Source organism: Streptomyces sp. NPDC098781 (assembly GCF_044759995.1).
Classification (GTDB): domain Bacteria; phylum Actinomycetota; class Actinomycetes; order Streptomycetales; family Streptomycetaceae; genus Streptomyces.
Genome location: NZ_JBIWAK010000005.1, coordinates 590,127 through 616,025, shown reverse-complemented (window position 1 = coordinate 616,025; position 25,899 = coordinate 590,127). Strand labels below are relative to the sequence as shown.

At 71.0% G+C, this 25,899-nt stretch carries 17 protein-coding genes, 1 tRNA gene and 2 pseudogenes; 8 read left to right on the top strand and 12 right to left on the bottom strand.

Annotated elements, in window-relative coordinates; translation table 11 throughout:
- The first annotated feature begins 113 nt into the window (after positions 1-113).
- Positions 114-923: a Pr6Pr family membrane protein gene (locus tag ACIQWG_RS23670; RefSeq protein ID WP_404099060.1), complete on the top strand. Its 810-nt coding sequence runs from the start codon at positions 114-116 to the stop codon at positions 921-923.
- Between the two features lie 32 nt (positions 924-955).
- A tRNA-Pro gene (locus tag ACIQWG_RS23665) sits at positions 956-1,029 on the top strand.
- 74 nt (positions 1,030-1,103) lie between these two features.
- Here ACIQWG_RS23665 and ACIQWG_RS23660 read toward each other — a convergent pair.
- Positions 1,104-1,868 (bottom strand): hypothetical protein, encoded by a 765-nt coding sequence (locus ACIQWG_RS23660; protein WP_404099057.1) that lies wholly within the window; start codon positions 1,866-1,868, stop codon positions 1,104-1,106.
- Positions 1,868-5,803: a hypothetical protein gene (locus ACIQWG_RS23655; protein WP_404099055.1), complete on the bottom strand. Its 3,936-nt coding sequence runs from the start codon at positions 5,801-5,803 to the stop codon at positions 1,868-1,870. The genes ACIQWG_RS23660 and ACIQWG_RS23655 overlap by 1 nt, the downstream gene beginning before the upstream one ends.
- 1,008 nt (positions 5,804-6,811) lie before the next feature.
- Between ACIQWG_RS23655 and ACIQWG_RS23650 the strand changes: the two genes are divergently transcribed.
- Complete coding sequence (locus ACIQWG_RS23650) at positions 6,812-7,474, top strand: peptidase inhibitor family I36 protein (protein WP_404099052.1); 663 nt, start codon at positions 6,812-6,814, stop codon at positions 7,472-7,474.
- Between the two features lie 91 nt (positions 7,475-7,565).
- Complete coding sequence (locus ACIQWG_RS23645; RefSeq protein ID WP_404099049.1) at positions 7,566-8,000, top strand: hypothetical protein; 435 nt, start codon at positions 7,566-7,568, stop codon at positions 7,998-8,000.
- A gap of 31 nt (positions 8,001-8,031) precedes the next feature.
- On the opposite strand, the gene ACIQWG_RS23640 is transcribed toward ACIQWG_RS23645, so the two are convergent.
- Both ACIQWG_RS23640 and ACIQWG_RS23635 read right to left on the bottom strand, forming a co-directional pair.
- Complete coding sequence (locus ACIQWG_RS23640) at positions 8,032-9,111, bottom strand: acyltransferase family protein (RefSeq protein WP_404099047.1); 1,080 nt, start codon at positions 9,109-9,111, stop codon at positions 8,032-8,034.
- A 105-nt stretch (positions 9,112-9,216) separates the two neighbouring features.
- Positions 9,217-10,557: an LCP family protein gene (locus ACIQWG_RS23635; protein WP_404099418.1), complete on the bottom strand. Its 1,341-nt coding sequence runs from the start codon at positions 10,555-10,557 to the stop codon at positions 9,217-9,219.
- 396 nt (positions 10,558-10,953) lie between these two features.
- On the opposite strand from ACIQWG_RS23635, the pseudogene ACIQWG_RS23630 reads away from it, so the two are divergent.
- A pseudogene (locus ACIQWG_RS23630) lies at positions 10,954-11,253 on the top strand (inositol monophosphatase family protein); the annotation flags it as partial.
- 347 nt (positions 11,254-11,600) lie between these two features.
- Here the strand turns inward: ACIQWG_RS23630 and ACIQWG_RS23625 are convergent.
- A pseudogene (locus ACIQWG_RS23625) lies at positions 11,601-11,782 on the bottom strand (hypothetical protein); the annotation flags it as partial.
- Between the two features lie 216 nt (positions 11,783-11,998).
- On the opposite strand from ACIQWG_RS23625, the gene ACIQWG_RS23620 reads away from it, so the two are divergent.
- Positions 11,999-12,217: a twin-arginine translocase TatA/TatE family subunit gene (locus ACIQWG_RS23620; RefSeq protein ID WP_404099044.1), complete on the top strand. Its 219-nt coding sequence runs from the start codon at positions 11,999-12,001 to the stop codon at positions 12,215-12,217.
- A gap of 43 nt (positions 12,218-12,260) precedes the next feature.
- Here the strand turns inward: ACIQWG_RS23620 and ACIQWG_RS23615 are convergent, their stop codons facing one another.
- The 4 genes from ACIQWG_RS23615 to ACIQWG_RS23600 form a co-directional block, all read right to left on the bottom strand.
- Positions 12,261-14,150, bottom strand: coding sequence for a glycoside hydrolase family 15 protein (locus tag ACIQWG_RS23615; RefSeq protein ID WP_404099042.1), 1,890 nt, complete (start codon positions 14,148-14,150; stop codon positions 12,261-12,263).
- Positions 14,151-14,298: 148 nt separating this feature from the next.
- The gene (locus ACIQWG_RS23610; protein ID WP_404099040.1) at positions 14,299-14,718 is read right to left on the bottom strand and encodes a hypothetical protein; all 420 of its coding nucleotides are present in this window, start codon (positions 14,716-14,718) and stop codon (positions 14,299-14,301) included.
- 44 nt (positions 14,719-14,762) lie between these two features.
- Entirely contained in the window at positions 14,763-15,227 is a 465-nt protein-coding gene (locus tag ACIQWG_RS23605; RefSeq protein ID WP_404099039.1) for an SHOCT domain-containing protein, read from the bottom strand.
- A 73-nt stretch (positions 15,228-15,300) separates the two neighbouring features.
- Positions 15,301-15,942, bottom strand: coding sequence for an HdeD family acid-resistance protein (locus ACIQWG_RS23600; protein WP_404099037.1), 642 nt, complete (start codon positions 15,940-15,942; stop codon positions 15,301-15,303).
- A 188-nt stretch (positions 15,943-16,130) separates the two neighbouring features.
- Here ACIQWG_RS23600 and ACIQWG_RS23595 point away from each other — a divergent pair, with 188 nt between their 5' ends.
- Entirely contained in the window at positions 16,131-17,543 is a 1,413-nt protein-coding gene (locus ACIQWG_RS23595) for a DUF2252 domain-containing protein (RefSeq protein ID WP_404099034.1), read from the top strand.
- Positions 17,544-17,573: 30 nt separating this feature from the next.
- Here the strand turns inward: ACIQWG_RS23595 and ACIQWG_RS23590 are convergent, their stop codons facing one another.
- The 3 genes from ACIQWG_RS23590 to ACIQWG_RS23580 all read right to left on the bottom strand — a co-directional run bounded on the left by ACIQWG_RS23590 (position 17,574) and on the right by ACIQWG_RS23580 (position 21,028).
- The gene (locus ACIQWG_RS23590) at positions 17,574-17,771 is read right to left on the bottom strand and encodes a hypothetical protein (protein WP_404099032.1); all 198 of its coding nucleotides are present in this window, start codon (positions 17,769-17,771) and stop codon (positions 17,574-17,576) included.
- Positions 17,772-17,886: 115 nt separating this feature from the next.
- Positions 17,887-18,408, bottom strand: coding sequence for a hypothetical protein (locus tag ACIQWG_RS23585; RefSeq protein WP_404099029.1), 522 nt, complete (start codon positions 18,406-18,408; stop codon positions 17,887-17,889).
- Positions 18,409-18,445: 37 nt separating this feature from the next.
- Positions 18,446-21,028, bottom strand: coding sequence for a LuxR C-terminal-related transcriptional regulator (locus ACIQWG_RS23580; RefSeq protein ID WP_404099415.1), 2,583 nt, complete (start codon positions 21,026-21,028; stop codon positions 18,446-18,448).
- A 789-nt stretch (positions 21,029-21,817) separates the two neighbouring features.
- Here ACIQWG_RS23580 and ACIQWG_RS23575 point away from each other — a divergent pair.
- Positions 21,818-25,819, top strand: coding sequence for an AAA family ATPase (locus tag ACIQWG_RS23575; RefSeq protein ID WP_404099026.1), 4,002 nt, complete (start codon positions 21,818-21,820; stop codon positions 25,817-25,819).
- Positions 25,820-25,899 lie beyond the last annotated feature (80 nt).

Below are 25,899 nucleotides of genomic sequence, written 5' to 3'. Positions count from 1 at the left end.
AGGGCAAGGGCCGGTGGCCGAAAGCCGCCCGGTTGAGGTTGGGACATAACCCCAAATAACCCACCCGGCCCACCCGTATCGCCCATTTCCCTCACGCTGCTTAGCGTGAGGGCATGACTGCCCCGATACCCAGGGACATCCCGGATCTCCCCGCGATACCGGGCATACCCGTCCTGTTCCCCTCCCACGTCCCCGCGACAGCGGTGGTGGCCCCCACCCCTCGCCGCCTGGCCGCCGTGTTCCGCCTACTGGTGGCCCTGGCCGCGGCCGCGGCGGTGACCGTGGAACTGGCCCTCGGCAGCCCCCTGCGCACCCTGAGTCACTTCGCGATCCAGAGCAACATCCTGTTGGCCCTGGTCTTCGCCCTCTCGGCCCGCCTCGCCTGGACCGCGCGCCGCCCGCTCCCCTCGACCCTGACGGGCGCCACCCTCCTCTACGCCGTGACCACGGGCCTCGTGTACCACCTGCTCCTGGCGAACGGGGGCAGCTCCTACGCGCTGCCGGGCGTCCTCACGGGTACGGCGACCGCCCCGACGGGCTGGCACGCGATCACCAACCAGGTCCTGCACACGGCCACCCCTGTCGCCGCCCTGCTGGACTGGCTGCTTCTCACGTCCTCCGGCCACCTGCACCTGCGCCAGGCCACGACGTGGCTCCTGTACCCCCTCGCCTACCTGGGGTTCGCCCTCACCCGAGGCGAGCTGCTCGTCCCCGGCACGCCGGGCCGCTACCTCTACCCGTTCCTCGACGTCGCCCACCACGGCTACAAGAGCGTCCTGGGCAACGCCCTCCTCCTGGGCCTCGCGATCTACGCCCTCGCGATCCTCCTGGTAGCCCTGGACCACGCCCGCCCCAACCCACTGCGCCACCGCGCCCACCACACCCCGAAAACCGGATTTCGTCTCCAGCCACCGGTGGGCTAAAGTAAACGACGTCGCCGCGACAGCAGCGACATCGGGGTGTAGCGCAGCTTGGCAGCGCGCTTCGTTCGGGACGAAGAGGTCGTGGGTTCAAATCCCGCCACCCCGACAGTGAAACACCAGGTCAGGCACCTACCGGTTCGGTAGGTGCCTGACCTGTTTGGTCTGTGTGTCCATCTGGGGTCAGCACGAAGACAGCGGAAGCGCTTCGGCTGAGCCTTGGTCGGGGACCCGTCGGGTGAAGCGGTAGCACTGGTTGGCTGCGGCCTCGGAGCTGGAGACCAGGACGGAGATCGTCAGGGTGTCCTGTTCACGCTCCACGTTCCTGACCTCGAAGGAACGCCGTCCGGTGGGGTCGAGGGCATCCTGCACCCCCGTACGCGTCAGGTCCTCGGCGTGCATGCTCGAAATGCGTGTCAGTGCGAGACGGACTCGGCTGCCGATCTGGGTGCTCGGGCGGCACACGTCGTCGTCCCGTTCGGAGACTCTTGCCGTCCATGTCCGGTCGGGGCGGTGGGTGTAGGTGGAGACGAAGCACCGGGTCGCCTCGACGGGGCCGCCGCCGGGGAGCATGGCGTCCTCGTCGTACTGGGTGGTTCTCGCGGCGGTGGCGGTGAACTCGCGGCGGGACGGGTCGTAGGTGATCACGGGGGCTTGGGAGTGGTGCCAGATCACGCCCGTGAGTGCGTCGGGATCAGTGGTGCCGCCGGCGGTCAGCGCGCGGGCCGTGTCGTCGGCGGTGGCGCGGGCCTGTTTCCGGAGCGATGCGAACGCCTTGTCACTGCGGTCGCTGTTGACGTTTTCGTCATGCCAGTGCCGGTACCACAGCCAGGAGACGACGAGGCCGAGAACGACAGCCAAGGCGATCAGGGTGGTCAGGCAGCCGGTGGTCACGAAGCGGTTCGCCCGCCTCGTGACCACCGTGCCGCCGTCTATGTCAGATCCCACTAGCTGCCCTTGTACCCGATCGCGGCCAGGGCCTGATCCATGACCCGGGCGTAGCCCGTGGTGCCGGCATTCTTCGGGTGGAACGACTCGAGGCTGGCGCAGACATTCTCCCCGGGCCAGGGCAGGCAGGGAGCCTGGTTGGCCGGATCCCCGTCGTGGAAGTCGCCGTCGCCGTTCGGGCCGGCGACGACACGGTTGATCCACTCGTCGCCGTCACAGATTCCGTGCCCCCGGAAGGCGGGTATCGCATCGGCGAAGGCCACCTTGGTCCCGGCCCTGTTCAGCTCGGCCACCTTGGCCTGCTGCTTGTCCCGCACGTAGTCGGCCAGCTGGTTCAGGGCGTCGAAGTCGGCTGTCACGCATTGCTCTTCACTGACCAGGCGAGGGTAGCCCATGAGGACGATCTGAGCGTTCGGCGCAGCATCAGCGATGTCATCGATCAGGGCGCCGGTGGCCGAGACCGCCTGGTCGACCTTGCCCGTGTAGTCGGCCGGGTCGCACACCCCGACGATGAAGCAGTTCGTGACGGCGTTGGTGAAGTTGTCACCGTCGTTGCCGCCGATGGTCAGCATGACCAGGGTGGTGTCCGGGCTGAGCACACCGGAGTCGATCTGGCTCTTCTCGCGGTAGCTGCCGATCTTTCCCCACGGTGTGGGGTTTCCTGTGGTCAGCTGCCAGGTGTGCGCACCGGAGCAACTGACGTCCAGGTAGTCGACGGTGCTGCTCCTGTCGTCGGAGAGCTCGCCGAGGCTGGTGCTCTGGCCGGGCAACAGGACCTTGCGCGGCCAGGAGTTGTCGCTGCGCCGGCACGCGTTCCAGCTGCTCTCCCCGTGGTCCCGGTCGGACTCGGGTGAATAGGCTCCGGCACCCTCACCGGAGGTGTAGGAGTCACCCATGGCGACGACCATGTGCTTCGGCTTGCCCGACAGCGGCTGGAAGGCGACGGCGTCCCAGGCGACATCCTCGTCGGCGGTGCCGTCGTCCGTGGTGTTGGTCAGTTCCACCTGCGGGGTGCCGGTGAAGCGGTAGACGCCGAGTTCGACCCAGGTGTTCTCACTGAAGTGGGTGTTGACGTAGCGGTGGCGGTCACCGCCCGCGACTCCCTTGATCACGTAGTGGGCCTGCTGGGTGTGCGCCCCGGTGTCCGGTTGGTGCACGAGAACGCGAGCCCACTCGACGGTGCGGTCGAGTGTCCAGGTGCCGTCGATCGTCATCCGGCCGCCGGCGCCGCCGAGATGAGCGGTGTCGCGGGTGTGCGTGTACCAGAAGTGCCCGCCGTGCCCACCACCGATCTGATGCAGGTCTCCCTTGGCCTCGTACGGGCCCAGACCCGGTCCGGTCGCCGCCGGGTTGGGGTGGAACGTGAACTGGAAGTTACCGGCGTCGGTGCCGGACGATCCGCAGGAACTGTGGGTGTCGATGCTGTCGGGGACGGACTCCACGATCAGCGCCCCGGTGGGGCCGGCGTCGCACTCCGGCGTGCCGTACTTCAGGCGATAGCCGCGGCCCGGCTCCTCGCGCAGTGTCACGTACTTGATGCTCTCGTTGCCGCAGTCGGCATCGCAGTTCGGCTTCCATGTCACGTTCGAGCCGCGCCACCAGTACTTCTCGTAGCACTGTGCGTCGGGACAGTCCGGTGGGTTGGCGGCGTCACAGTTGTTGGTGGTGTTGCAGAACGCGTCCAGGGGTGGCTTGACCCGGTCGCGCTGCCCCGGGTTGATCCACCAGGCCGGGCGGAAACCGGCGCTGGAGAAGCCGGACTCGCCGGGCCAGTCCTGCCGCCCGTCGGTGGCATAGGAGTAGCCGGTGTCCATGGACCAGGCGGACCAGCCCATCACCTTCTCCTGGTACGGCCAGTTCTGAGGCTTCGCGGCGTCACGCGGGTCGGACATGAACGGGTGCCGCGAGGGCGGGTAGAAGGGGTTCGCGGGGTTGTTGTACCAACCCAGGCCCCACGGCTTACCGTCACCCTTGTTCTCGTTGAAGCCGAGGTTGTAGTTCCACAGCGCGGCGAACCAGTTCTCCGGCTTCGACGGGTCGTCGTTGTTGACCGTGATGGTCTGTCCCGCGGTGTGCAACTGGTTCCACTTGTCCGCGAGGATGTACATCGACGCCGCGATGTTGACCGCGTAGTCCAGGGCCACGGCCTTCTGCGTCGCCGGCGGGAGAGACGTCTCGCCGTCCTTCTCGTGGCCCGCGAGGCGCATGCCGTCGGTGACCTGGCCGACGCCGTAGCCGCAGTCGGACTCGGCCCAGCGGATCTTCCAGTACTCCTCGGACGTCTCCCCCTTGTGGCCGTAGAAGCCGGCGATCGCTGCCTGCGGGCTGCCCATCTGGCCGGGGATGGAACCGGATTCGGCCTGCCAGAGGTTCGACTCCTGCGCGAGCACGCCCAGCATCACCTGGGCGGGGATCCGCCCGCCGCCCTTCAGAGTGGGGGGCGGGAACAGGCCCTGCGGGTCGACGGTGCCCAGGCCGGACTGGGAGCGCCAGTCTCCCTGCTTGATCCACTTGGCGCGCAGTTCGCCGCGGATCGCCATGTCGACGGCCCACTCGACCTGGTTCGGTGTCGGCTGCAACGCCAACGCCTTGACGTCGTTGCGCGGGACGGAGCACCAGCGGTCGGTGTCGACCGGGTTGTGGGCCCGCTCGTCGGCGCGCGCGGCCCGTCCGGTGCCACCCGAACCACCCTTGCCGGTGGCCTCGAGGGCCGGGGAGAAGGACGCCTTCCCCGTGCCGCCGGGCCGATCGGTGACCGTCTCGGTGATCTTCTCGCCGGTGGTGGTCGCCGTACTGGTGATGGTCAGCGGTGCGGCATCCCCGTCTGTCGGATCCGGCGACGTGCGCGCCCGGGGTGAGGGTTCGGCCTTGGTGAATCCCTTCCCCGCCTTGCCGATCCGGTCCAGGCCCGCACGCACGCCGGGCATGAGCACGGGGTCGACGGCCAGTCGGCCATCGCTGGACACATCCGTGTCCGTCGGAACGTCCAGGCGAGTCACGCCGGTGCCCGCGAGCTTCGTGTCCGTGGCGTCCCCGGTGAGGAACGCCCGGCCTCCGGTGCCCTGTTCGAGGGCCAGGTCGCCCAGATTCCCCGACGCGAGTGTCGTCGTCGCACCGTGGCGCTTCCACAGCTTGGCGCGCGCGGTGCTGCCGCTGGGGTCGAGGAACGCGATCCCCTTGCTGGTGGGGCGGATGTCGAACGGCACCCCGTCCGCGGCCGCCAGTCTCCGGAGCTTCCCTTCCGCCGGGTCGACGTGCACCAGCTGACCGCCGTGCGCAGCGACGACACCGTCCTTCACAGGGACGGCGGAGGTCACCTGCCCGGTGACCGTGGTATCGGCGGCTGTCCTGCCACTGGTGTCGACCGTCACGAGCCGGGTCTTGTCGTCGCGGAACGCGGTGAACGCGGCCGTCCGGGTCTCGGGGTTGCACGACGGGTCGAAGTAGGCGAGCGAGCTGGTGAAGGGCAGCTTCGTCACGCGGCCGGTCTCCAGATCGACGACCGCGGCCAGCGCCCCGCCCTGCATGAGGTCCGGCTTGTTCGTGAACGTGCGCGGCGCGTACACGACCGCGGCGTGATCACGGTCCATGACGCAGGAGTTGCCGATCCACGAGTCCGCCGGCATGCCGGGCTCCGCCAGCGTGGCGGCGGTCCGCCACTCGTACGCGTCCATGCTGTCCGCCACGAGGACCTTGAAGCCGCCGCTGTCCGCCGCGGTGGTCACGGCCCGGTCCGCCGAGGTGTTCCAGCCCTTGCCGAGCCTGCTGCCGGGATCCGGCACGCGTGTCGGCGGCACGGACGACGCGCTGCCGGACGCCTTCGGGTCGGGCGGACTGGTGTCGGCGAACGCCGGGGCGGCTTGTATGAGCCCGGTCAGGACCGCGGTGGCCGCAAGGCCCGCGATCCCGGCACGGGCCGGTCTGCGAACTCTCAACTGCTCTCCTCCAATGGGAGTCTTCGGGCAGGGCCGAGAAACCGACGCAGCCTTGCGGGAGACAGGGAACCGCGACGGTCGACTGTGGTGACGTCCTCCCGGCCCTGAAGGCCGGGACTTCCTGGCTGTGAACCGAGCGAGAGAGTGGCTGTCGGTGCCGGCGAGGACCGCCCGCGCACCGTTCCGGCGTGAAGAGGCGCAGTCGCGTCCTGGGGAGCCGGGGTGAGGTCAGGTATCCGTCGGCACCCGGGGACTGGTCGATCCTGAAGGCGACTGTCGGCATCGCGGCATGGCGAACCCCCTCCCCCGGAGCGACACCGGCCCCCCGGTCGCTCACTGAAAGCGCTTGTGCGGTGGCCATGCCCCGCCGCGCACGGCAGTCACCATAGGCACAGGCCACCCACACGTAACAAGGGGTAACTCCGGACTCACGTGATGTTGACGTGAAACGGTTGCTCGGTCAGCGCCGCACCACTCGTGCAGACCGACGATCAGAACCAGCCATTCGCACATCACGCCCAACGGGGGCAAACAGAGAAACTGCGCAGGAGTGAGGGCCCTGGTGGTACATGGCCCCACTGGTTACCCATGGCCGAAAATAACCTGATCGTTACCGGCGGACACTGTGCTAGATTTCCGTTTCGATTCCGGCCAGTCACGCTTCGCTGCCCGTACAGGGCCGAAAGCGGACCGGGCCATTCTGACCAAGTGGCCCGGGACGGAATCGCAGGGAAAAAAATGGGGGGATACATCTTGAGCGGAAAAGCTGCACGAATGGCGTTGCTGCGTATTGCCGAGTCGGCCGAGAAGTCGATTCCGTAGACCACAACCTCGTACGCAGATTTCTGTTTCCGCCGGCGCGTCCGCCGCTCGGCGATGTGAGTCGATTTCCATTCGGTCACCGGTCCGTGACCGAAGGCTCTGACGCGCCCCATCTCACCCACGATTCTTTTCATGTATGAGCAGAAAAACAGGGGGCCTTTCGTGCGCATACGCACCATACTGACCATGGCAGCTGTCGGATCGATCGCGTTGACCGGCGTCACCGCGACTCCGTCTCTGGCCGCCGGCGAACCGGTCCCGGTGCCGGAGATCGTGTCGGACGTTCTGACTCCCGAGGAGGAGGCGGAGGTCCACGCCGAGGCGGACCCCACCGACAAGGTGGACATGTTCTACAAGGGCGAGAAAGTGGACCCGGCATCCGACTGGGACGGCGCCGAAGTCTGTGCCGAGGTGTCGGAGGACGGCACCATGCAGTGCTTCGACAGCAACACCGAGGCCAACAAGCACCTCGCCGCCCATGCGCCCACAGCTCAGACCCGGGCCGGAGCGAAGCAGGCACTGACCGCCCGGAAGTCCCAGGACTGCCCCAACAGCTGGGTCTGCCTCTGGCAGGACTCCAACTACACCGGCAGGCGGCTCCAGTGGCCCACCTACGACACGGCCAAGACTCGCCACCTCGACCAGTACTCACCGTCGTTCAGGGACAAGGCCACCTCGGCCTTCGTCAACCGCCCGCAGCGCGGAGTCGAGGTGTACGACTTCCGGACGGGTATGCCCGACCCTCACCTGTTCCTGGGCGCGGGATACAGCATGTACAAGAACTTCAAGGACATTGATTACACCTACGGCGGCAGTTGGAACGACAAGGCTGACGCCATCAAGTTCTGATCCAGCGATTTGGCCGGTACCGGCACCACGGATTCGGGGTGCCGGTACTCTGATATATCGCCTCCAGCCCAAGAATGCGACGGAGTACCCAGTGAAGCGCACCCCCCACACCGCAGCCGTTCTCGCGCTCGGTGCCGTCCTGGTCGCCGGAACTTCGGCATGCAGCACCGATAGCGCTGCGAAACCGGACAAGATCGGCGTCGTGGAAAAGCTGCCGACGGACACGGACGAGGCGCAGTCGAAGAAGAATGCCCGGGAATTCCGGTCCTGGATCACTGAGCACGGCACCGCACAGCAGAAGGAAGCGGTCGGTCGGGTCCAGCGCATCATCGGTGAGTGGAACGAAAAGACGGGGAACGCCTACATCTCCACCGACATCAACGGGGGAAAGACCCAAGTCGAGGATCCCCAGGCTGCCGCGACCTCGATCGCCAAGGCATTCGGCGACTGGAAGGACTCCGACGAGGGATATGCGTCCGTGTACGACGTCTTCGGCAACGCCATGATCACCAACTACAAGTTCTGACGAAGCCTCAGTCGGGTCCCGCCCGGGGTCCTCACCGATGGACCGCCCATCCCACCGCTCGTTCCGACGAACCCCTGCAAGCCCGCCCCACCGCAGGAGCGCACAGGACCGTCACCGTCGCCGCCGCGATCAATGTGACCGTCAGTTCTCCGATCGGCCCGCGGAGCCATGCCGCGGCGTACCAGTCCCCGTGTTCGGCGGTCTGGGCGATGAACCCGTGGAGGAGGTAGCCGTAGAGCGTGCCCGTGCCCAGGGGTGTGAACCACGTTCTGTGGCGCGGTACGTGGGCGAGGAAGGCGGCCGTCAGGGCGGTGGAGCAGCCGAATGTCGTCAGGGTCATGAGGGGGCCGTACCAGGCCGGGGCGGACAGGGCGGTGGCGCTGGTGTTGTGGAAGAACCAGGCGTAGTTCAGGTGCGGGACCGCCCAGTACGCCAGGAGCAGTGCGCAGGCGAACAGGGGGGCGGCCAGGAGGCGGGGCTCGGGCCGGGTCGTCAGGTGGTGGAAGTGGTGGGGTTTCAGGCACAGGCCCAGCACGAAGTACGGGAGGAACTGGGCCACCCGCTGAAGGTCCAGGTCGTTTCCGATGGACGGGGACAGGGTCGCCGTCGCGGCGATCACGAGGGCCACCGGCAGCGGCCATCGCAGGGACCGCCAGATCGGCGTCGACAGGCGCCAGATGAACAGGGCCGCCAGGTACCAGGTCAGGTACAGCGGGTCCAGGAGGGTGATCGGGCGGTCGGGGTCCTCGCTGGACCAGCGGGTGAACAGGGTGTACGCCGTCTCGAAGACGACGTACGGCACCGCTACGGCCGTCAGCAGGCGGGTGATGTCTCTCGGCGTCGCCCGGAAGCCGCGCGATAAGTAGCCCGAGATCACGGCGAACAGCGGCATGTGGAAGGCGTAGACGAGCATGTAGAGCGCGGTGATCGGCCTGCTGCCCTCGCGCAGTGGTTCCCAGGCGTGGCCCGCCGCCACCAGGACGATGGCCAGGTACTTGGCATTGTCGAGGAAGGGGTCCCGTCGCGCCGCAACGCGCCCTGCCGGTCTCGCCGGCGCAGTTGCTTGTGGGACGGCAGTTGCGTGGGGGGCGTGGGCGTCCAGGTGGGGCATTGGCAGCAACCCTAAACACACCCCTGCGCCCTCGCTCAACTCCCCGAGGTCAGGGCTGGGTGTCGTCTTTGCCGGCCGGCCGTTTCCGCATGGCCCATGGGCCGTTCAGCGGATGCGGCCGGCCTCCAGGTCCTTGCCGACGACCAGGGTGAGCGCGCCCGCCGCCGCGTCCGACGCCGGGGTGGGCCTGAGGCCGGACAGGCCCAGCCGCGCGACCAGCGCCTCGGCCTGCTTCTCCTGGCCCGGCGGGTAGGTGACCTTCGTGACGCCGGTGTTCTCGGGGGCGTTGCCCGTGCCGGTGACCGTGACTCCGGACTCGCGCAGCCGCTCGGCGACGGTGCCGGCCAGCCCCTGGACCGCAGTGCCGTTGAGGACCTGGACCCGTACGGCGGAGGCGTACAGGGGGTTGTCCTTGGTGTCCTTCTCCAGGCGCTTCTTGTCGACCTCCCTGTCCTTGGCCAGTGAGGTGAACAGGTTGGTGGCCTGCGGGTACTGCCAGACGACGTTGGCCCGGTCGGTGGCCACGTCGGCCTCGCGCGGGTAGTTGGGGACCGTGAGGAAGGTCAGGCGGTCGCTCGGGATTCCCTTGAGCTCCGACGCCAGGGAGTACAGCGGCCTGATGCCGGCCAGATCGGGGTCCGTGGTCAGGGACTTGGTGGCGGAGCGCAGAAAGCCGTAGAGCGAGTTCGGGCTGGTCAGCTTGGACTGGGCCTTCTTCGTCAGGGCGTTCATGAACTCCTGCTGGCGGCCGATGCGCCCGATGTCGGAGCCGTCGCCTACGCCGTAGCGGACGCGCACATAGCCGAGGGCCTGTTCGCCGCGGACGGTCTGGCAGCCGGCGTCCAGGTCGAGCCGGGCTTTCTTGGAGTGGATGGCCTCCTCGGGGCAGACCTCTATGCCGTCGAGGGCGTCCACCATGCCCTTGAAGCCCTGGAAGTCGACGGACATGAAGTGGTCGATGCGCAGACCCGTGTTGGCCTCGACCGTCTTGATGGAGCAGGCGGCGGCCCCGGCGACCTCCCCGCCGGAGCCGCCGATCGCGAACGCCTCGTTGATCTTGAAGTGGTGCGGGCTGGAGGTGCCGCCCTCGCCCTTGTCGCAGGCCGGTATCTCCACCCAGGAGTCACGCGGGAACGACACGACCGTGGCCCACTCCCGGTTCGCGGGCACATGCAGCACCATCAGCGTGTCCGACTGCATGGTGGTCAGGTCCTTGCCGTACTTCGCGTTGGCGCCGTCGCGGCTGTCGGAGCCGACGACGAGGATGTTCTTCGAGCCGGGGCTGAGGTTGGCGGGACGGTCCCCGCCGATCCGGTCGTCGACGTCGGCGGATCTGATGTTGTCGTCGAGGTCCTGATAGACCCAGGCGCCCACACCGGCGACACCCAGGACGGCCGCCGAGGCCACCACCGCGCTCCACGCCAGGATGCGTCCCCGCCTGGTCAGCCGTGCCTTGCCCGGCACGACCGGCGTCCGTCGCCGTTTCCCCGATCCACTCACCAGCGTCCCTCCCCCTGGGCCACGTCGGCCCCATTATGAACAGACGACGAATTCGGTGCCTTCCGTTGCGCCGACGGTGCAAAGAGGCGCCGCCGCGCGCAGGGTGAGGACCAACCGCCGAGTTCGCGGACGCCATCTCCGATACGACCGTCCCCGCCGCCGCGCACCAGGCGGCCGGCCGTCGTGGGCGAACAGCGCCCGGCGTCAGGCGGGTTGGAGGTGGTCCGGCAGGCCGGTGGTGGCCACCACGCGGTCGCTTCGGCCACCGGGCAGCGCGTACGTGTGCGGCAACTCGTCGGGAAGTAGCGCCAATTCGGCGTCCGGAAGCCCGGCCAGCGCCCGGTGCGCGCGGTGGCGTCCCGAACGGGTTGGGCGGTGGCCACGACTCGCCGTCGAGCACCCGCAGCATGTACGGCCGGCCGCTCGACCGCATCGACAAGGGTGCCGGGGACTTTGGCCACCGCCGCCGATGTGGAGGCCGAGAAGGCGATCCTCGGCGTCATCCGTGCCGCACGGCCCGACGACGCGGTGCTCGGCGAGGAAGGCGGGCAGCACGGCGCCACCGACGCTGTGCGCCAGTGGTTGGTGGATCCCTTGTGCGGCACGCTGAACTACGCGGTCGGAAGCATGCTGGTGGCCGTCAATGTAGCGCTGCGCGATGGGGCTGCGGCGGTGGCCGACCCGTTCGGCGGTGAGGTTTTCTGCACCGACGGGGAGACCGCCGGGGTGCGGCAGGACGGGGCCGACGACGCACTGCTAACGCCCACGCCCGCCACCCGGTTGGTGGACGTCGACCTGGAGTCCAGGAGCGTGCATTTCGCGGCCGGCATCGCTTTGTGCCGGGCTGCCGGCTGCATGGTCACCGGGATCGACGGTGCCCCGATCGGTGAGGCAGGTCGTGGGCTTGTGGTCGCCGCCGACGACGAGACCCACGGGCTGCTGATGTCGATGCTGCGCGGCCGAAGCCGGCGCTGTGACGGCACGGGCGGCCGGGGCGGGATCGTGATCACCGTCGTATGGGCGAGCTCCCCGCCGAGGCGCTCCTGCACCAGCCGGCCGTCGCCGGGCCGTCGGCCTCCCGCGGCTCCGGCAGGACCAGCGCCTCCAGCTCGCCCCGTCCCCAGCGCCGGGGGGCGGACGGCTGCGGTCCGGGCGTGCCGTCCGGGCGGATGCACGCGGCCGCCGAACCGGGCCGTCGCGCTGTCCGCCCGGTTCCCCGCGGCCGGCCCAGCCGGGGATCGGCCATGCCCTGTCTCCCTCGCGCTGACCCGCACGTCGTCCGCGATACATCGGGCGGTACCTCGTGCGGAAGGCAGACCCCCCGCCCGGCCAGGACGCCCTTCATACTGGGGCACGGCCCCCGGCTCACCAGCAGAACAGGACCCTCATGTTCGGACTGAGCGAAATCGCGATCATCCTCCTCGTCGTCGTAGCGGTCCTCTGTGCCCGGAAACTCCCGGACCTGGTCCGCTCGGCGGGCAGGTCGACGCGCATCCTCAAGGCGGAGGCCGGGGCGACGAGGGACGAGGACGACCGCTCGGTTCCGCGGGTGATCCAGGGCGAGACGGTCACCAAGCCCGAGGGGACGCAGCCGCCGCAGGGGTGACGAGCCACGCAGGGGGCGGGCGGACAGGTCGTCCGACGTCGTCTCAGTCGATCCTCGGCGCCACCCGGCCCAAGCCATGGATGCCCTGGTGGCGGGGTTCCGCCTCCCGTGGGGGGCCCTGTTTTCCGAGTTGCTCGTCCAGGGCCATGGCGGCGGTGATCAGGGAGAGATGGGTGAACGCCTGGGGGAAGTTGCCCAGTTGTTCGCCCGAGGGGCCGATCTCCTCGGCGAACAGGCCCACGTGGTTGGCGTACGTGAGCATCTTGTCGAAGGCGTAACGGGCCTGGTCGAGCCGGCCGCTGCGGGCGAGGGCCTCGACGTAGAGGAAGCTGCACAGGTTGAACGTGCCCTCGGAGCCGCGCAGGCCGTCCGGGGAGGCCACGGGGTCGTAGCGGTAGACCAGGCTGTCGCTGACCAGCTCCTCCTCCATGGCGTCGAGGGTGCTGAGCCAGTCCTGGTCGTGTGCGGAGACGAAGCCGACGCGGGGCATCAGCAGCAGTGAGGCGTCCAGGACGTCGGTGTCGAAGTGCTGGACGAAGGCCTGCCGTTTCTTGTGCCAGCCCCGCTCGACGATCTGCCGGAAGGCGGCGTCCCGGGCGACGGCCCAGCGAGGCAGGTCGGCGGGGCGGGAGGCGTACAGGGCCGCGCGGATGCCGCGGTCGAACGCCACCCAGGTCATGAGCCGGCTGTAGGTGAAATTGTGCCGTCCGCCCCGGGTCTCCCAGATGCCCTCGTCGGGGCGGTCCCAGTGGTCGCAGAGCCAGTCCAGCACGCCGTTCAGCGCCGTCCAGCCGCGGATCGCGCCGATGTCGTGGCCGACGATCAGGGCGTCGGCGGCCTCGCCGTAGATGTCGAGCTGGAGCTGGTTCGCGGCGGCGTTGCCGGAGCGGACGGGCCGGGAGCCCTGGTAGCCCTCCAGGTGGTCGAGGATCTCCTCGGTCAGGTGGGGTTCGCCGTCCACCCGGTACATGACCTGGAGGGGGTCGCCGGACGCCATGCCGCCGGCCACGATGCGCTCGTGCAGCCAGCGCCGGAAGGCGAACGCCTCGGTCTGGAAGCCCAGGTCGATCAGGGCCCGCACGGACAGCGAGGCGTCGCGGATCCAGGTGTAGCGGTAGTCCCAGTTGCGCTCGCCGCCGATCTGCTCGGGCAGTCCCATGGTCGCCGCCGCGACGGGGGCCCCGGTGGGGGCGTAGGTGAGGAGCTTGAGGGTGATCGCCGAGCGGTTGACCACGTCCTGCCAGCGCCCCCGGTAGGTGCAGTCGCGCAGCCACCGCAGCCAGAAGGCGCGGCAGCGCTCCAGTTGCTCTTCGACCTCGTCCCCGGACAGCACGGGCGGCTCGGGGCCGCCGCTGTCGGTGGTGGTTAGCACGATGGTGGCGAACTGGCCGGCCGAGAGCGTGAAGACGGCGGTGACGTCGTCTCCGTCGGCGTGCAACGCGGCGTCACCGGTGATCCGTACATGCAGGTCGGTGCCGGGGCCGTGCAGAACGGCGGAGCGGTCGTCAGGCCGGGTCAGTCGGTGCGGGGCCCGGCCGTAGTCGAAGCGCGGCCGGCAGTCGAACGCGAAGGGCAGACTTCCGCGGACGACTCTGGCGACCCGGACCAGGGTGTGCCGGTCGGTCGCGACGGGCGAATCGAGCGGCACCATGAAGTCGGCCACCTCCCCGACGCCGCCCGGTGTCATGAACCGGGTGACCAGGATGGCGGTGTCGGGCATGTACAGCTGCCGCACGGTCGTGGACCCCTCGCCGACGTCCGCCGCCAGCCGGCAGTGGCCGCCGCGCTCGCTGTCGAGCAGCGAGGCGAACAGGCTGGGCGAGTCGAAGCGGGGGCTGCACCACCAGTCGACGGATCCCTCCGAGGACACCAGGGCGGCGGTCTGGAGGTCGCCGACCATGCCGTGATCGGCGATGGGCGGGTAGGGGTTCACGTGCCGTCCTCCTGCGGTGTGCCACCACGGCCGTACGGCGCCGGGCCGGGGCCTGCCGGTTCGGCTCGGGCCGGCCGGGAGAGACTTTGCCTCCCGGCCGGCCCGCGCGTGCCGGCCCGCGACGTCGGCATGATCCGGACGACCGGGCCTAGGCGCTGAAGTCGTCCTTCCGTGCGACGCAGAGCGCCCAGATGACGAACCCGGATATCGCGATCATGATGACCGACCACACCGGGTAGTACGGCAGGGAGAGGAAGTTGGCGATGATGATCAGCCCCGCGACGGCCACGCCGCCGATCCTGGCCCACATCGTCGGCGCGAACAGCCCGATGCCGATGAGTACGGCGACCACGCCGAGGATGAGATGGACCCAGCCCCAGCCGGTGAGGTCGAACTCGAAGACGTAGCTGCGGGTGGCGACGAACACGTCGTCCTCGGCGATCCCCATGATGCCGCGGAAGATGGCGATGAGTCCGGTGATGGTGAGCATGACGGCGGCGAAGACCGTCAGGCCCCCCGCCCAGGCGTGTTTCGTCGTGTGCGCCTGCCTCGTCTGTGGTGCGGCCATGGTGGTGCCTCGTTTCCTTGTGGCGGGTCCTGGCAGGTACGGGCTCAGGTGTGGTGGGACGTGGGGGTGTCGGCGCGGGCCGACGAGCCGGCGCCGCTCAGGACGAGTTCCTTGGCACGGCGGAACTCGTCGTCGGTGATGTCGCCGTGGCTGCGCATCTCTGACAGCTTGGCGAGCTCGTCGGCGCTGCTGCGGCGCGTGCCGTCACCCGCCGTGTCACGGATGTAGTCGTCGACCGCCCGCTGCTGTGCCTGGGCGTGGTCGATCTCGCGACGGCCCATTCCCTTGCCACGGGCGATGAGGTAGACGAACACGCCGAGGAACGGCAGCACGATGCAGAACAGCAGCCAGCCGGTCTTGGCCCAACCGCTCAGGGAGTCGTCGCGGAAGATGTCGACGATGACCCGGAAGAGCACGACGAACCACATGATCCACAGGAAGAACCACAGCAGCGTCCAGAACATGCTCAGCAGCGGATAGTCATAGGCGAGGTACGTGTGTGTGCTCATCGTCTGCCTCCGTCCCTGGCGGGGCGTCCGCGCTCCACCCACTTCAGCGTGCGCATGCTCAACAGGAACGACCTCACCCAGGGCGGGTGAAGCTTCCCCGGCGCAGCGCGGACCGCCAGGCGAAGGCCACGCCCAGCTCCACGAGTCCGAGCAGCACCAGCCACAGGCCGAGCAGCCGGGTCAGCACCACGGCGGACTCGCTGGGCAGGGCCAGCACCACGATGCCCGCGACGACGCCGAGCGCCCCGGCGGCGAGGACGAGGCCGCGGTGGGGCAGGCCCTCGGCGGCCAGCGCCGTCCAGGCGGTCAGCATTCCGGTCACGACCCATGTGGCGCCGACGATCAGCGAGAGCGCGGCGATCGTCTGGAGCGGGTGGCGCAGGCACAGCACCCCGGCGAGGACGTACAGCGTCGCCGCGAGCAGCCCCAGGTGCCGGTCGCCGCGCTCCCGTGCGAAGGAGGCGACGAACCGGAACCCGCCGGTCACCAGCAGGTACAGCCCGATGATCACCGCCAGGACGTGCAGGGTCGCGTCGGTCCAGGCCAGGGCGATGACGCCCGGCACGAGAGCGGCGACCGCCGAGCCCAGCAGCCAGGTCCACGAGCCGCCGACCTGCGCCAGCAGCCACTCGGTGTCCTGTTCCGGGGCGCGGACCGTCCCGTCGGCCGCAGGTTCGGGTCCGGGCTCCGGCGTCGGACCACGCGGCACGGTCATGGCTCCTCCTCGCGCGGTACGACGTGTGCGGCACCCTCACGGGGCAAGCCTGGCGCGCGCCGCATCGTCCCGGGTCACCCCTGGCGGGTGATCCCTGACGCCGCCGATGGCGATGAGGTGGACTCGGACGAGTCTGACGGATCTGCCCGGCAGCAGGGCTACGGCCGTCCGGAGCTGGAGGGTGAGCCATGTCGATACCGAGTGCGTTCGCGGCCTCGCTGCCTCCCGACGAGCGGGCGGCGTACGGCAGAAGCGCCCGTGGGCGGGTCTCGCGATCCGGGCAGGGCCGTTTCGAGGCGGGGACCGACCGCCCCGACCCGATCGAGGTGATCGAGCGTCAGTCGGCCACCCGGGTACTGGAGTTGGTACCGATCCGCTACGGCCGGATGCTGGAGTCCCCGTTCCGTTTCTACCGGGGCGCCGCGGCCATCATGGCGATGGACCTGGGCCGGCTGCCGGACACGGACCTGACGACACAGCTGTGCGGTGACGCCCATCTGTTGAACTTCCGGCTGCTGGCCTCGCCGGAGCGCCATCTGGTCTTCGACATCAACGACTTCGACGAGACGCATCCCGGCCCGTTCGAGTGGGACGTCAAGCGGCTGGCGACCAGCTTCGTGATCGCCGCCCGCGCCAACGGGTTCTCCACCGCCGAGCAGGACGACGCCGTACGGGAGTGTGTGCGGGCGTACCGGACGCGGATGCGGGAGTTCGCCGGGATGGGCACCCTGGACATCTGGTACGCCCAGGACGACGCCGATCACATGCGGGAACTGATGGCGTCCTCGATGGACAAGCGGACCAGGCACCTCACGGCGCAGGCCACCCGGAAGGCGCGCACCCGCACTCATATGCAGGCCTTCGCCAAGCTCACCCGGGTCACCTCCGACGGCCGGCGGATCGCGCCGGACCCGCCGCTGATCATGCCGCTCAGCGACCTGATGACCGGCTCGGGCGCCGGCGAGGAGGCCAAGGAACTCCAGACCGTCTTCGAGGAGTACGCGAAGACCCTGTCCTCCGAGCGCCGGCACCTGCTCAGCCACTACCACCTGGTGGACCTCGCCCGGAAGGTCGTGGGGGTCGGCAGCGTCGGCACCCGCTGCTGGATCATCCTGCTGCTCGGCCGGGACGACGAGGATCCCCTGCTGCTCCAGGCCAAGGAGGCGCAGGAGTCGGTGCTGGCCGCCCACGTCGGCGGTGACCCCTACGACAACCAGGGCCGGCGTGTGGTCACCGGGCAGCGGCTGATCCAGACGACCAGCGACATCTTCCTGGGCTGGACCCACATCGTGAGCGGCCTCGACGGCCGCGGCCGGGACTTCTACATACGGCAGCTGCGGGACTGGAAGGGCATCGCGCGCCCGGAGACCTGGGACCCCGACATGCTGCGCCTGTTCGGCAAGCTGTGCGGCGGCAGCCTCGCACGGGCCCACGCCCGCTCCGGCGACCCGGTCGCCATCGCCGCCTACGTGGGGGGCAGCGACCGCTTCGACCGTGCGCTGACCGAGTTCGCGCAGGCCTACGCCGACCAGAACGACCGGGACTTCGCGGCGCTGGGCGAGGCCGTCCGCTCCGGGCGGGTGACGGCGACCGACATGTGAGGTCGGTGCGGTCCGTCGGGCAGCTGCCGCTCAGTCCGGCAGCTGCCGCATCTCCAGCACCCGCAGCCCCAGCGACTGGCAGCGGGCCAGCAGTCCGTACAGGTGGGCGTCGTCGATGACGGGGCCGTACAGCACCGTCTGACCGGACATCACCACGTGATCCAGCTCGGGGAACACCTTGGCCAGGGTCTCCGACACATGTCCCTCGACTCGGATCTCGTAGCGCATGTGCTGCCCTCCCGCCGGCAGACGCTGGCAGACCTGCTGGGGCCATCGTCCCGCCCCGGGAAAGGGCCGCACCTCACCCGGCGCAGGTGACCCGGGCGCCGTCCGGGCGCCGGGATCAGTGGGTCAGGACGATCTTGAACAGGATGATCAGCAGGCCGAGCACCAGGTTGACGGCGGCGCTGAGGGCCATCAGACGCGCCGAGGCACCGGCCCGCCGGGCGGCGGCCAGTGACCAGCCCACCTGTCCCGCCACCGCCACGGACAGCGCCAGCCACACGGCACCCGACACGTCCAGCCCCAGGAGCGGGCTGACGGCGACGGCCACGGCCGGCGGAACGGCAGCCTCGACGATCGGCCACTCCTCGCGGCACACGCTCAGCACAGTCCCCCGGTCCAGGCCGTGCTGCTGCGCGAGGCGGGCGCCGAACAGCTGGGCGTGCACATGCGCCACCCAGAAGACCAGTCCGGTGAGGAGCAGCAGCAGGACCATTTCCAGTCGGGGGAACGACCCGAGCGCGCCGGCGCCGATCACCACCGACGCGGCGAGCATGGAGCCGTAGACGCCGCCGGTGTAGTCGGCGTGCTCCCGGCGCCGCGCCCGGCGGTCCCGGGCCGTCGCGGACCGGTCAGTCGACATGGCCGCCTCCCGAAGTCGGCGTGTACGGCGGCGCCGGTCACAGCAGACGCAGCTCGCGGGCGCGTCGTACGGCGTCGCTGCGGCGGTTGACCGCCAGCTTCCGGTAGACGCTCTTGAGGTGGGTCTTGACCGTGTTCACGGAGACGTACAGGTCGGCGGCGATGTCCTCGGTCGACATCATCTGCGCGAGCCGTTCCAGGACGTCGTGCTCGCGTCCGCTGAGTTGCTCCACCAGCAGCGGGGCGGGCTCGTCGGAGGCGGGCCCCGGCATCAGCCAGTCGGCGGCCAGGGCGCGCAGCGGCGGGCCGGCCAGGTAGGGGCCGAGCCATGCCCCGGCCTCCAGGAACGGCAGCCGCAGCCGCTCGCGCCGGGCGTCGGTGAGCGCGCGGGCGAGCAGCCTGCGGGCGGTGGCGAGGTCTCCCGCCGCGTGCGCGGCCTGCGCCCTGAGCAGGGTGGCCCGCACCAGCACCGCCGGACCGGTGTCCGCCTCGGCGCCGATGACGTCGAGCAGCTTCAGGGCCATGTCCGGGTTCCCCGCCGCGAGGTGGGCCCGCGCCGCGCCCACCGCGCAGGTCGGCAGGTCGCCGGCGACCGGCTCAAGCACCTCCGCCGCCTCGTCCGCCCGGCCCTCGGCCAGGTGGGCGGCCGAGGCGACCAGCGCGGCGTGGCTGCGCTCCCAGGGGGAGACGGCATCGGCGGTCACGGCGGGTTCGGCGGCCGCGAGGGCGGCGCGGGTCCTGCCCCGGGCCAGCAGGAGGCGGGCGGTCGCGATGGACCGGCCCGCGGCGGTCACCGGGTCGCGCGCCGCGAGGTGGCTCGTCCCGTCCAGCAGCGCCTCGGCCTCGGCCAGTTCGTTGCGGTCGACGGCCACGGCGGCCAGCACCAGCCGGCCCAGCGCGGACACGGACGCCTCGGGCAGGCTGAACCGCTCCGTCTCCGTCATCGCCGCGACGGCCTGGCGTTCCGCCCGGGTCGGCCAGCCGTCGAGGTAGTCGATGAGCGCCAGATGCTCCAGCGACTCCTCCCTCGGCAGTGCCGTCGCGGCGCCCGCTGTCGTGTCGGCGACGGTGCTGAACGCGTCCCGTGCCTCCGCGAAGCGCCCGGCCCACAGCCGGGTCGAGCCCAGGTGGGTGAGCAGCAGCGCGGGCAGCTCCGGGTGCTTGTCCAGCAGGTGGGCCGGGACCTCCCGCTCCAGCTCACGTGCCGTGCGCACGGCCTGCTCGGCCCGGCCGGGCGCCCCGGCCAGCCGGGCCGCGAGCGCCTCGAGGAGCGCACAGCTGAGCCGGGCCGCCGCGGGGCCGTCGGTGTCGGTGGCCAACTGCTCCTCGGCGTGCTGGAGGCGGGCCAGCGCACGGTCCAGGTCGCATGCGGACAGGTCGCGGGCCGCGCGCACGACGTCCGCCGCGGGGCTGGTCGGGCCGGGGCCCATGCCGGAGAACAGCTCGGCCAGGTCGTCGGAGCGCATACCGGTGAAGAGCTGTCCGATCGCCAGGTCGTCGACGAAGGCACGGGCGGTGAAGTCCCACTCCCCCGCGGCGGCGCCGTGGGCCAGCATCTCCGGCAGCAGCCCGGACCGTCTGAGCCAGCGCGCGGCCCGCAGGTGCAGCTCCGGTTCCAGATCGGCGGAGCGCTCCAGCAGATGGGCCCGGAGAATCTCCCGGAACAGTGGATGCAGCCGGTACCAGCTGTGTCCGAGGTCCTCGACGAACGCGTTCTCCCGGTGCAGTCCCGCGAGGATGGCCTCGGCGTCGCTCCGGCCGGTCAGGGCGTTCGCCAGGCCGACGCAGAAGCGCTCCAGGACGCTGACCCGCAGCAGCAGGTCCTGGGTGGGCGGCGGCTGCCGGTCGAGGACCTCCGCCAGCAGGAAGTCGGCGACCGTGCTGTGCCCGGCCTCGAACTCCTTCAGATAGCCCTCCGGGTCGGGGCGCTGCCGTGCGGCCAGGGCGCACAGCCGCAGACCGGCCGCCCAGCCGCCGGTGCGGTCCACCAGGGCGTCGGCCGCGTGGGCGGGCAGGAGCAGCCCGTGCCGCTCCAGGAGGGCGACCGTCTCCTCGGTCGTGAACGCGAGATCGGCGTTGCGGATCTCGGTCATGGCGCCGGCCGCGCGGTAGCGGTGCAGCGGCAGCAGAGGCTCGTTGCGGGTGACGATGACCAGGCGCAGTCCCGGCCCGGCGTGGCGCAGTACGAACTCCAGCTGGCGTGAGATCTCCGGGGCGCTGACCCGGTCGTACTCGTCGAGCACCACGGTCACCGCCTGTTCGCCGTCGGCGAGGCGGGCGGCGAGCCGGGCCAGCAGGGTGCGGCTGACCTCGCTGGCGTCGGAGGGGCAGCCGAGATCGGCGACGGGCACCTGGTGGATGCGCAGCGCCTGGAGCAGATGCGCCCAGAACATCCGCGGGCCCTGGATCGCCGCGTCCAGGGTGAGCCAGGCGACCGGCTGTGCCAGGTCCGCCGCCCAGTCGGCGACCAGCAGGGTCTTGCCCGCTCCGGCGGCGCCGTTGACCATCGTCAACGGGGTGTGCAGGGCCTGGTCGAGACGGTCGACCAGGCGTTGGCGGCGCAGGAACGTGGCGGGCCGGGCGGGCAGGGCGAACCGGGTGCGCAGGAACGGGTCTCCCAGCGGATCGACGACGGGCGCCGTCGGTTCGGAGCGGGATGCGCCCGTGTCGTCGTGGGGCGATGCGCCCGAGTCGTCGTGGGGCGCGGCCGGTTCGTAAGGGTCGTCCTCGTTCGCTGCCACCGCGCTCACCGCCCTGCGGGATCGGGATGCTGCTCCCTCCACCACTTTCACAGCTTTGCCGTGTTCGCGCGCGTCAGCCCCGGACAGCCGCCCCGGCCGCCTTTCCGGGAAGGAGGCGCAGGTCATGTCCGCCGGTGTCACGGGGGCTCGGGCCCTCTCGTCCCGTGGATGCAGCCATCACGACGGCCGAGGGCCCGGGCCGGCCGGCGGACGCCTGGGCGGTCACCCGGGAGTTGAGGAAGGTCCCTGCGGCGGAACCCCGCAGGCCCTGACCGCATCGTCCGGCACCGGTCCCTCCCCTCGTGGGGACCGGTGCCGAACGGCGGGGCGGAGTCGATCCGCTCCGACCCGTCGCCCCGGTGGGCCGTCGGGTCGAGGTGGATCGAGAAGGACGGGGACGGCGCGACTCGCTCGGGGCTCCCGCGCGGGCTGATCCGGCGAAAGGTGTCCGAGAACATGCGGCGCCATGAGTGGGGTCTCCGAGCTCTGCGCTGGTGGTCTGCCTGAGCGACGTACGAGGGCTGCGCATTTGCGTCGTGATCCTGCCAGCCGAGGGTGCCGGGGAGGAGGTTCCGGTCTCCGGACGCCTCCTTAGCCGCAGGTCAGCCGTATAAAGTGAGTTTTCCGGTCCGGATGTCCAGGTGGCGCTGAGAAAGGGAGTGCAGGCCCTTGAGTTTCGACTCGTCGGCGCGCACCGCCTTCGCGGAACGGCTCGCGTTGCTCTACAAGGAGGCCGGCAACCCGCCCCTGAAGAGCGTCTCGGAGGCGGTCGTCCGGCTCCAGCGGGTCGATGAGCGAGGACGTCCGGTACGGGTCTCCGCCCAGCGGATCAGCGACTGGCGGCGGGCCAGGAACGTACCCGCCCAGTTCGCCGCCCTCTCGGCCGTGCTGCACGTCCTGATCCCCCAGGCACGGCGTGAGCGCCCCACGCCGGTGTCCCCCGGACTCTACGACCTCGGCCAGTGGCAGCGCCTCTGGGAGCGGGCGACGGCCGGGGAGGAGGAGGCGCAGACGCCGGTCGAGTCGCCCGCGGTGTCCGGCGGGGTGTGTCCGTACCGGGGGCTGGCCTCCTACCGGCAGGAGGACGCCCGCTGGTTCTTCGGCCGGGAGCGCAGCACCGAGGCCCTGGTCGCCCAGCTGCGCGCGGTGGAGAAGACCGGCGGTCTGGTCATGCTGGTCGGCGCGTCCGGGGCCGGGAAGTCCTCCCTGCTGAACGCCGGTCTGGTGCCCGCCCTGCGCGGCGGCGCGCTCGGCGAGGAGGGCGAGCGGCCCGGCACGGTCGTCCAGTTCGTGCCGGGCGTCGATCCGCTCGGCGAACTGACCCGCCGCATACCGGAACTCGCCGACGTCGTGGCGTCCTCGGCGGGTCCGGACCGGGCGGAGGACCCGGAGGACCCGGGCGGCGGCCAGGAGGAAGGCGGCGCGGGCTTCGCGCAGGCCGCACGCGAGGCCGTCGCCGCGTGGGCCGGCCGCGAGGCCTCCGGCGGCGCCCCCGCGGTGCTCATCGTCGACCAGTTCGAGGAGACCTTCACCCTCTGCGCCGACGAGGCGGACAGCCGCACGTTCGTCCGGCTCCTCAACGCCGCCTGCACCCCCGCCGATCCGGCCGGGCCGCCGCCCGTCCTGGTCGTCCTCGGCATCCGCGCCGACTTCTACGAGCAGTGCCTGTCCCACCCGGAGCTGGCCGACGCGCTCCAGCACCGGCACATGGTGCTCGGGCCGCTGACGACCCCGGAGCTGCGGGAGGCGGTGACCGGTCCGGCGAAGGCCGTGGGGCTGGAACTGGAGCCGGGGCTGGCCGAACTGATCGTGCGCGAGGTGAGCGCGGACGGGCCGCGCGGCACCCATGACGCCGGCGCGCTGCCGCTGCTGTCGCACGCGCTGCTCGCCACCTGGCAGCGGCGCAAGGCGGGCCGGCTGACGGTCGCCGGGTATCGCGCGGCGGGCGGCATCCAGGGCGCGGTCGCCGCCACCGCCGAGCGCGCCTGGTCCGGCCTCGACCCGGCGGCCCGCTCGGCCGCCCGGCTGCTGCTGCTGCGGCTGGTCCGGCTCGGCGAGGACACCCAGACCACCCGGCGGCGCGGCACCAGGCGGCAGCTCGCCGCGGAGTCGACGAACCCCGGGAAGACGGAGGAGTCGCTCGAAGCGCTGGTGCGCGCCCGGCTGGTGACGCTGGACGCGGAGACCGTGGAGATCACCCACGAGGCGCTGCTGCACGCCTGGCCCCGGCTGCGGGACTGGATCGACGAGGACCGGCAGGGAAACCTGCTGCGCCAGCGTCTGGAGGAGGACGGTCAGGCCTGGGAGGCCTCCAGCCGTGACTCGTCGCTGCTGTACCGGGGTTCCCGGCTGGAGCAGGCGCGTGGCTGGGCGCGGTCGGCCGGGGACACCTTCCTCACCCGCGGCGCGGTGGAGTTCCTGGCCGCCTCGGTCCGGCTGCGCCGGCGCACGGTGTGGTTCCTGCGGAGCGCGGTCGCGGCGCTGGTCGCGCTGGCGATGCTGGCCGTCGGCGCGGCGGTGGTGGCCTGGCAGCAGCGGGACGACGCGATGTTCGCCCAGGTGCTGGCCGAGGCCGACCGCTTCCAGTACACCGACCCGTCGCTGTCCGCCCAGCTCGACCTGGTGGCGCACCGGTTGCGCCCCGGCGACGAGGACACCACCAGCCGGCTGATCTCGATCGTGAACGCGCCGCTGGCCACCCCCTTGCGCGGCCACACCGGCGCCGTCTACCTCACCAGCTTCAGCCCGGACGGCCGGCTCCTGGCCACCGCCAGCTACGACCGGACCGTACGGCTGTGGGACGTCGCCGACCGGGACCGGCCCAAGCCGCTCGGCACGCCGCTGACCGGGCACGACAGCTGGGTGAGCAGCGCGGTCTTCAGCCCCGACGGGCGCACCCTCGCCAGCGCCGCCGACGACGGGACGGTGCGGCTGTGGGACGTGACCCACCCGGACCGGCCGGCTCCGCTCGGCGCCCCCCTGACCGGGCACGAGGGCACGATCTACCTGGTCGCCTTCAGCCCGGACGGCCGTACGCTCGCCTCCGTCAGCGAGGACCGCACCGTACGTCTGTGGAATGTGGCGGACCCGAAGCGGCCCAAGGCGCTCGCCACGCTGACCGGGGCCGAGGCTGCCGTACGGTCCGTGGCGTTCAGCCCGGACGGCGACACCCTCGCGGCCGGGGGCGACGACAACACCATCCGGCTGTGGGACGTGGCCGAACCGGGCCGGCCGCGGGAGCTGGGCGAGCTCACCGGGCACACCGACCTGGTGCACTCCGTGGCCTTCAGCCCGGACGGCCGCACCCTGGCCAGCGGCAGCGCGGACGACACGATCCGGCTGTGGGACGTGACCGACCCCCGGCACGGGCGCCGGCTGGGCGCACCGCTCACCGGGCACACCGGCCCCATCTGGTCGGTCGCCTTCAACCCCCGCGGCACGATGCTGGCCGCCGCCAGCGCGGACAGCACCGCCAGCCTGTGGAACGTGACCGACCCGGCCTACCCGTCCCAGGTCGGTGAGCCGCTCGCGGGCGCCAGCGGGGAGATGTACGCGCTGGGCTTCAGCCCCGACGGGCGCACCCTCGCCACCGGCAGCGGCGACTCCAAGGTCCGGCTGTGGTCGATCCCGACGGCGGACATGATCGGCCGCGGCGGCGCGTTCCGGCCGGACGGGAAGGTGCTCGCCACGGCCGCGCGCGACGGCAGCGTCCGGCTGTGGAACGTGGCCAGGCCCGCCCGGCCCGCCCTGCTGAACAAGCCCTTCATGCCCGGCGACGGAGGCCAGCGCTCCCTGGCGTTCTCCCCGGACGGCCGTACTCTCGCGGTGCTGACCGGCAGTCGCCAGGTCCATCTGTGGGACATCGGCGACCCGGCCCGGCCGGTCTCCCTCGGCCCGCCGCTCACCCTGCGCACCCGGTTCATGGGGCCCGACGCGCTCGCGTTCAGCCCGGACGGGCGCACCCTGGCCACGGCGTACGACGACCGCACCATCCAACTGTGGAACGTGGCGGACCCGGCCCGGGTCGTCCCGCTCGGGCAACCGATCACCGGCCACACGGGCTACATCAACTCCCTCGACTTCGGCCCGGACGGCCGCACCCTGGCCAGCGGCAGCGCGGACTCCACGATCCGGCTGTGGGACGTGACCGCGCCCGACCGGCCGAAGGCGCTGGCCAGGCTCACCGGCCACACCGGTCCCGTCAACGCGCTGGAGTACAGCCCGGACGGCCATACGCTGGCCAGCGGCAGCGACGACGACTCCGTACGGCTGTGGGACGTCACCGATCCGCGCGCGGCCGGCGAGCTGGGCTCTCCCCTGACCGGGCACACCGAGGCGGTCGTGTCGCTGACGTTCGCCAAGGGCGGGCGGTATCTGGCCAGCGGCGGCAACGACAACACGGTCCGGCTGTGGAACGTCTCCAGCCCGTCCGGCGCCTCCGCGATCGGCCAGGCGATGAGCCCGAACGCCAAGACGGGCAACTTCCTGTCGTTCAGCCCGGCCAGCCACATGCTCGGCGTCTCCAGCGGCACCGACACGGTGCGGCTGTGGAACCTGGACGTGGACCAGGCGATCGACCATGTCTGCTCGACCACCCGGGGCGTGCTCACCCGGGAGAGGTGGCACGAGTACCTGCCGCGGCTGTCGTACGAACCGCCGTGCGCGTCGTAGGTCGCGTCGGCACCGGCCCGTCCCGCCGGCTCAGCTCCCCTCCGTGACGGGCCGGGGACGCAAGTGACATCACGGGGGCT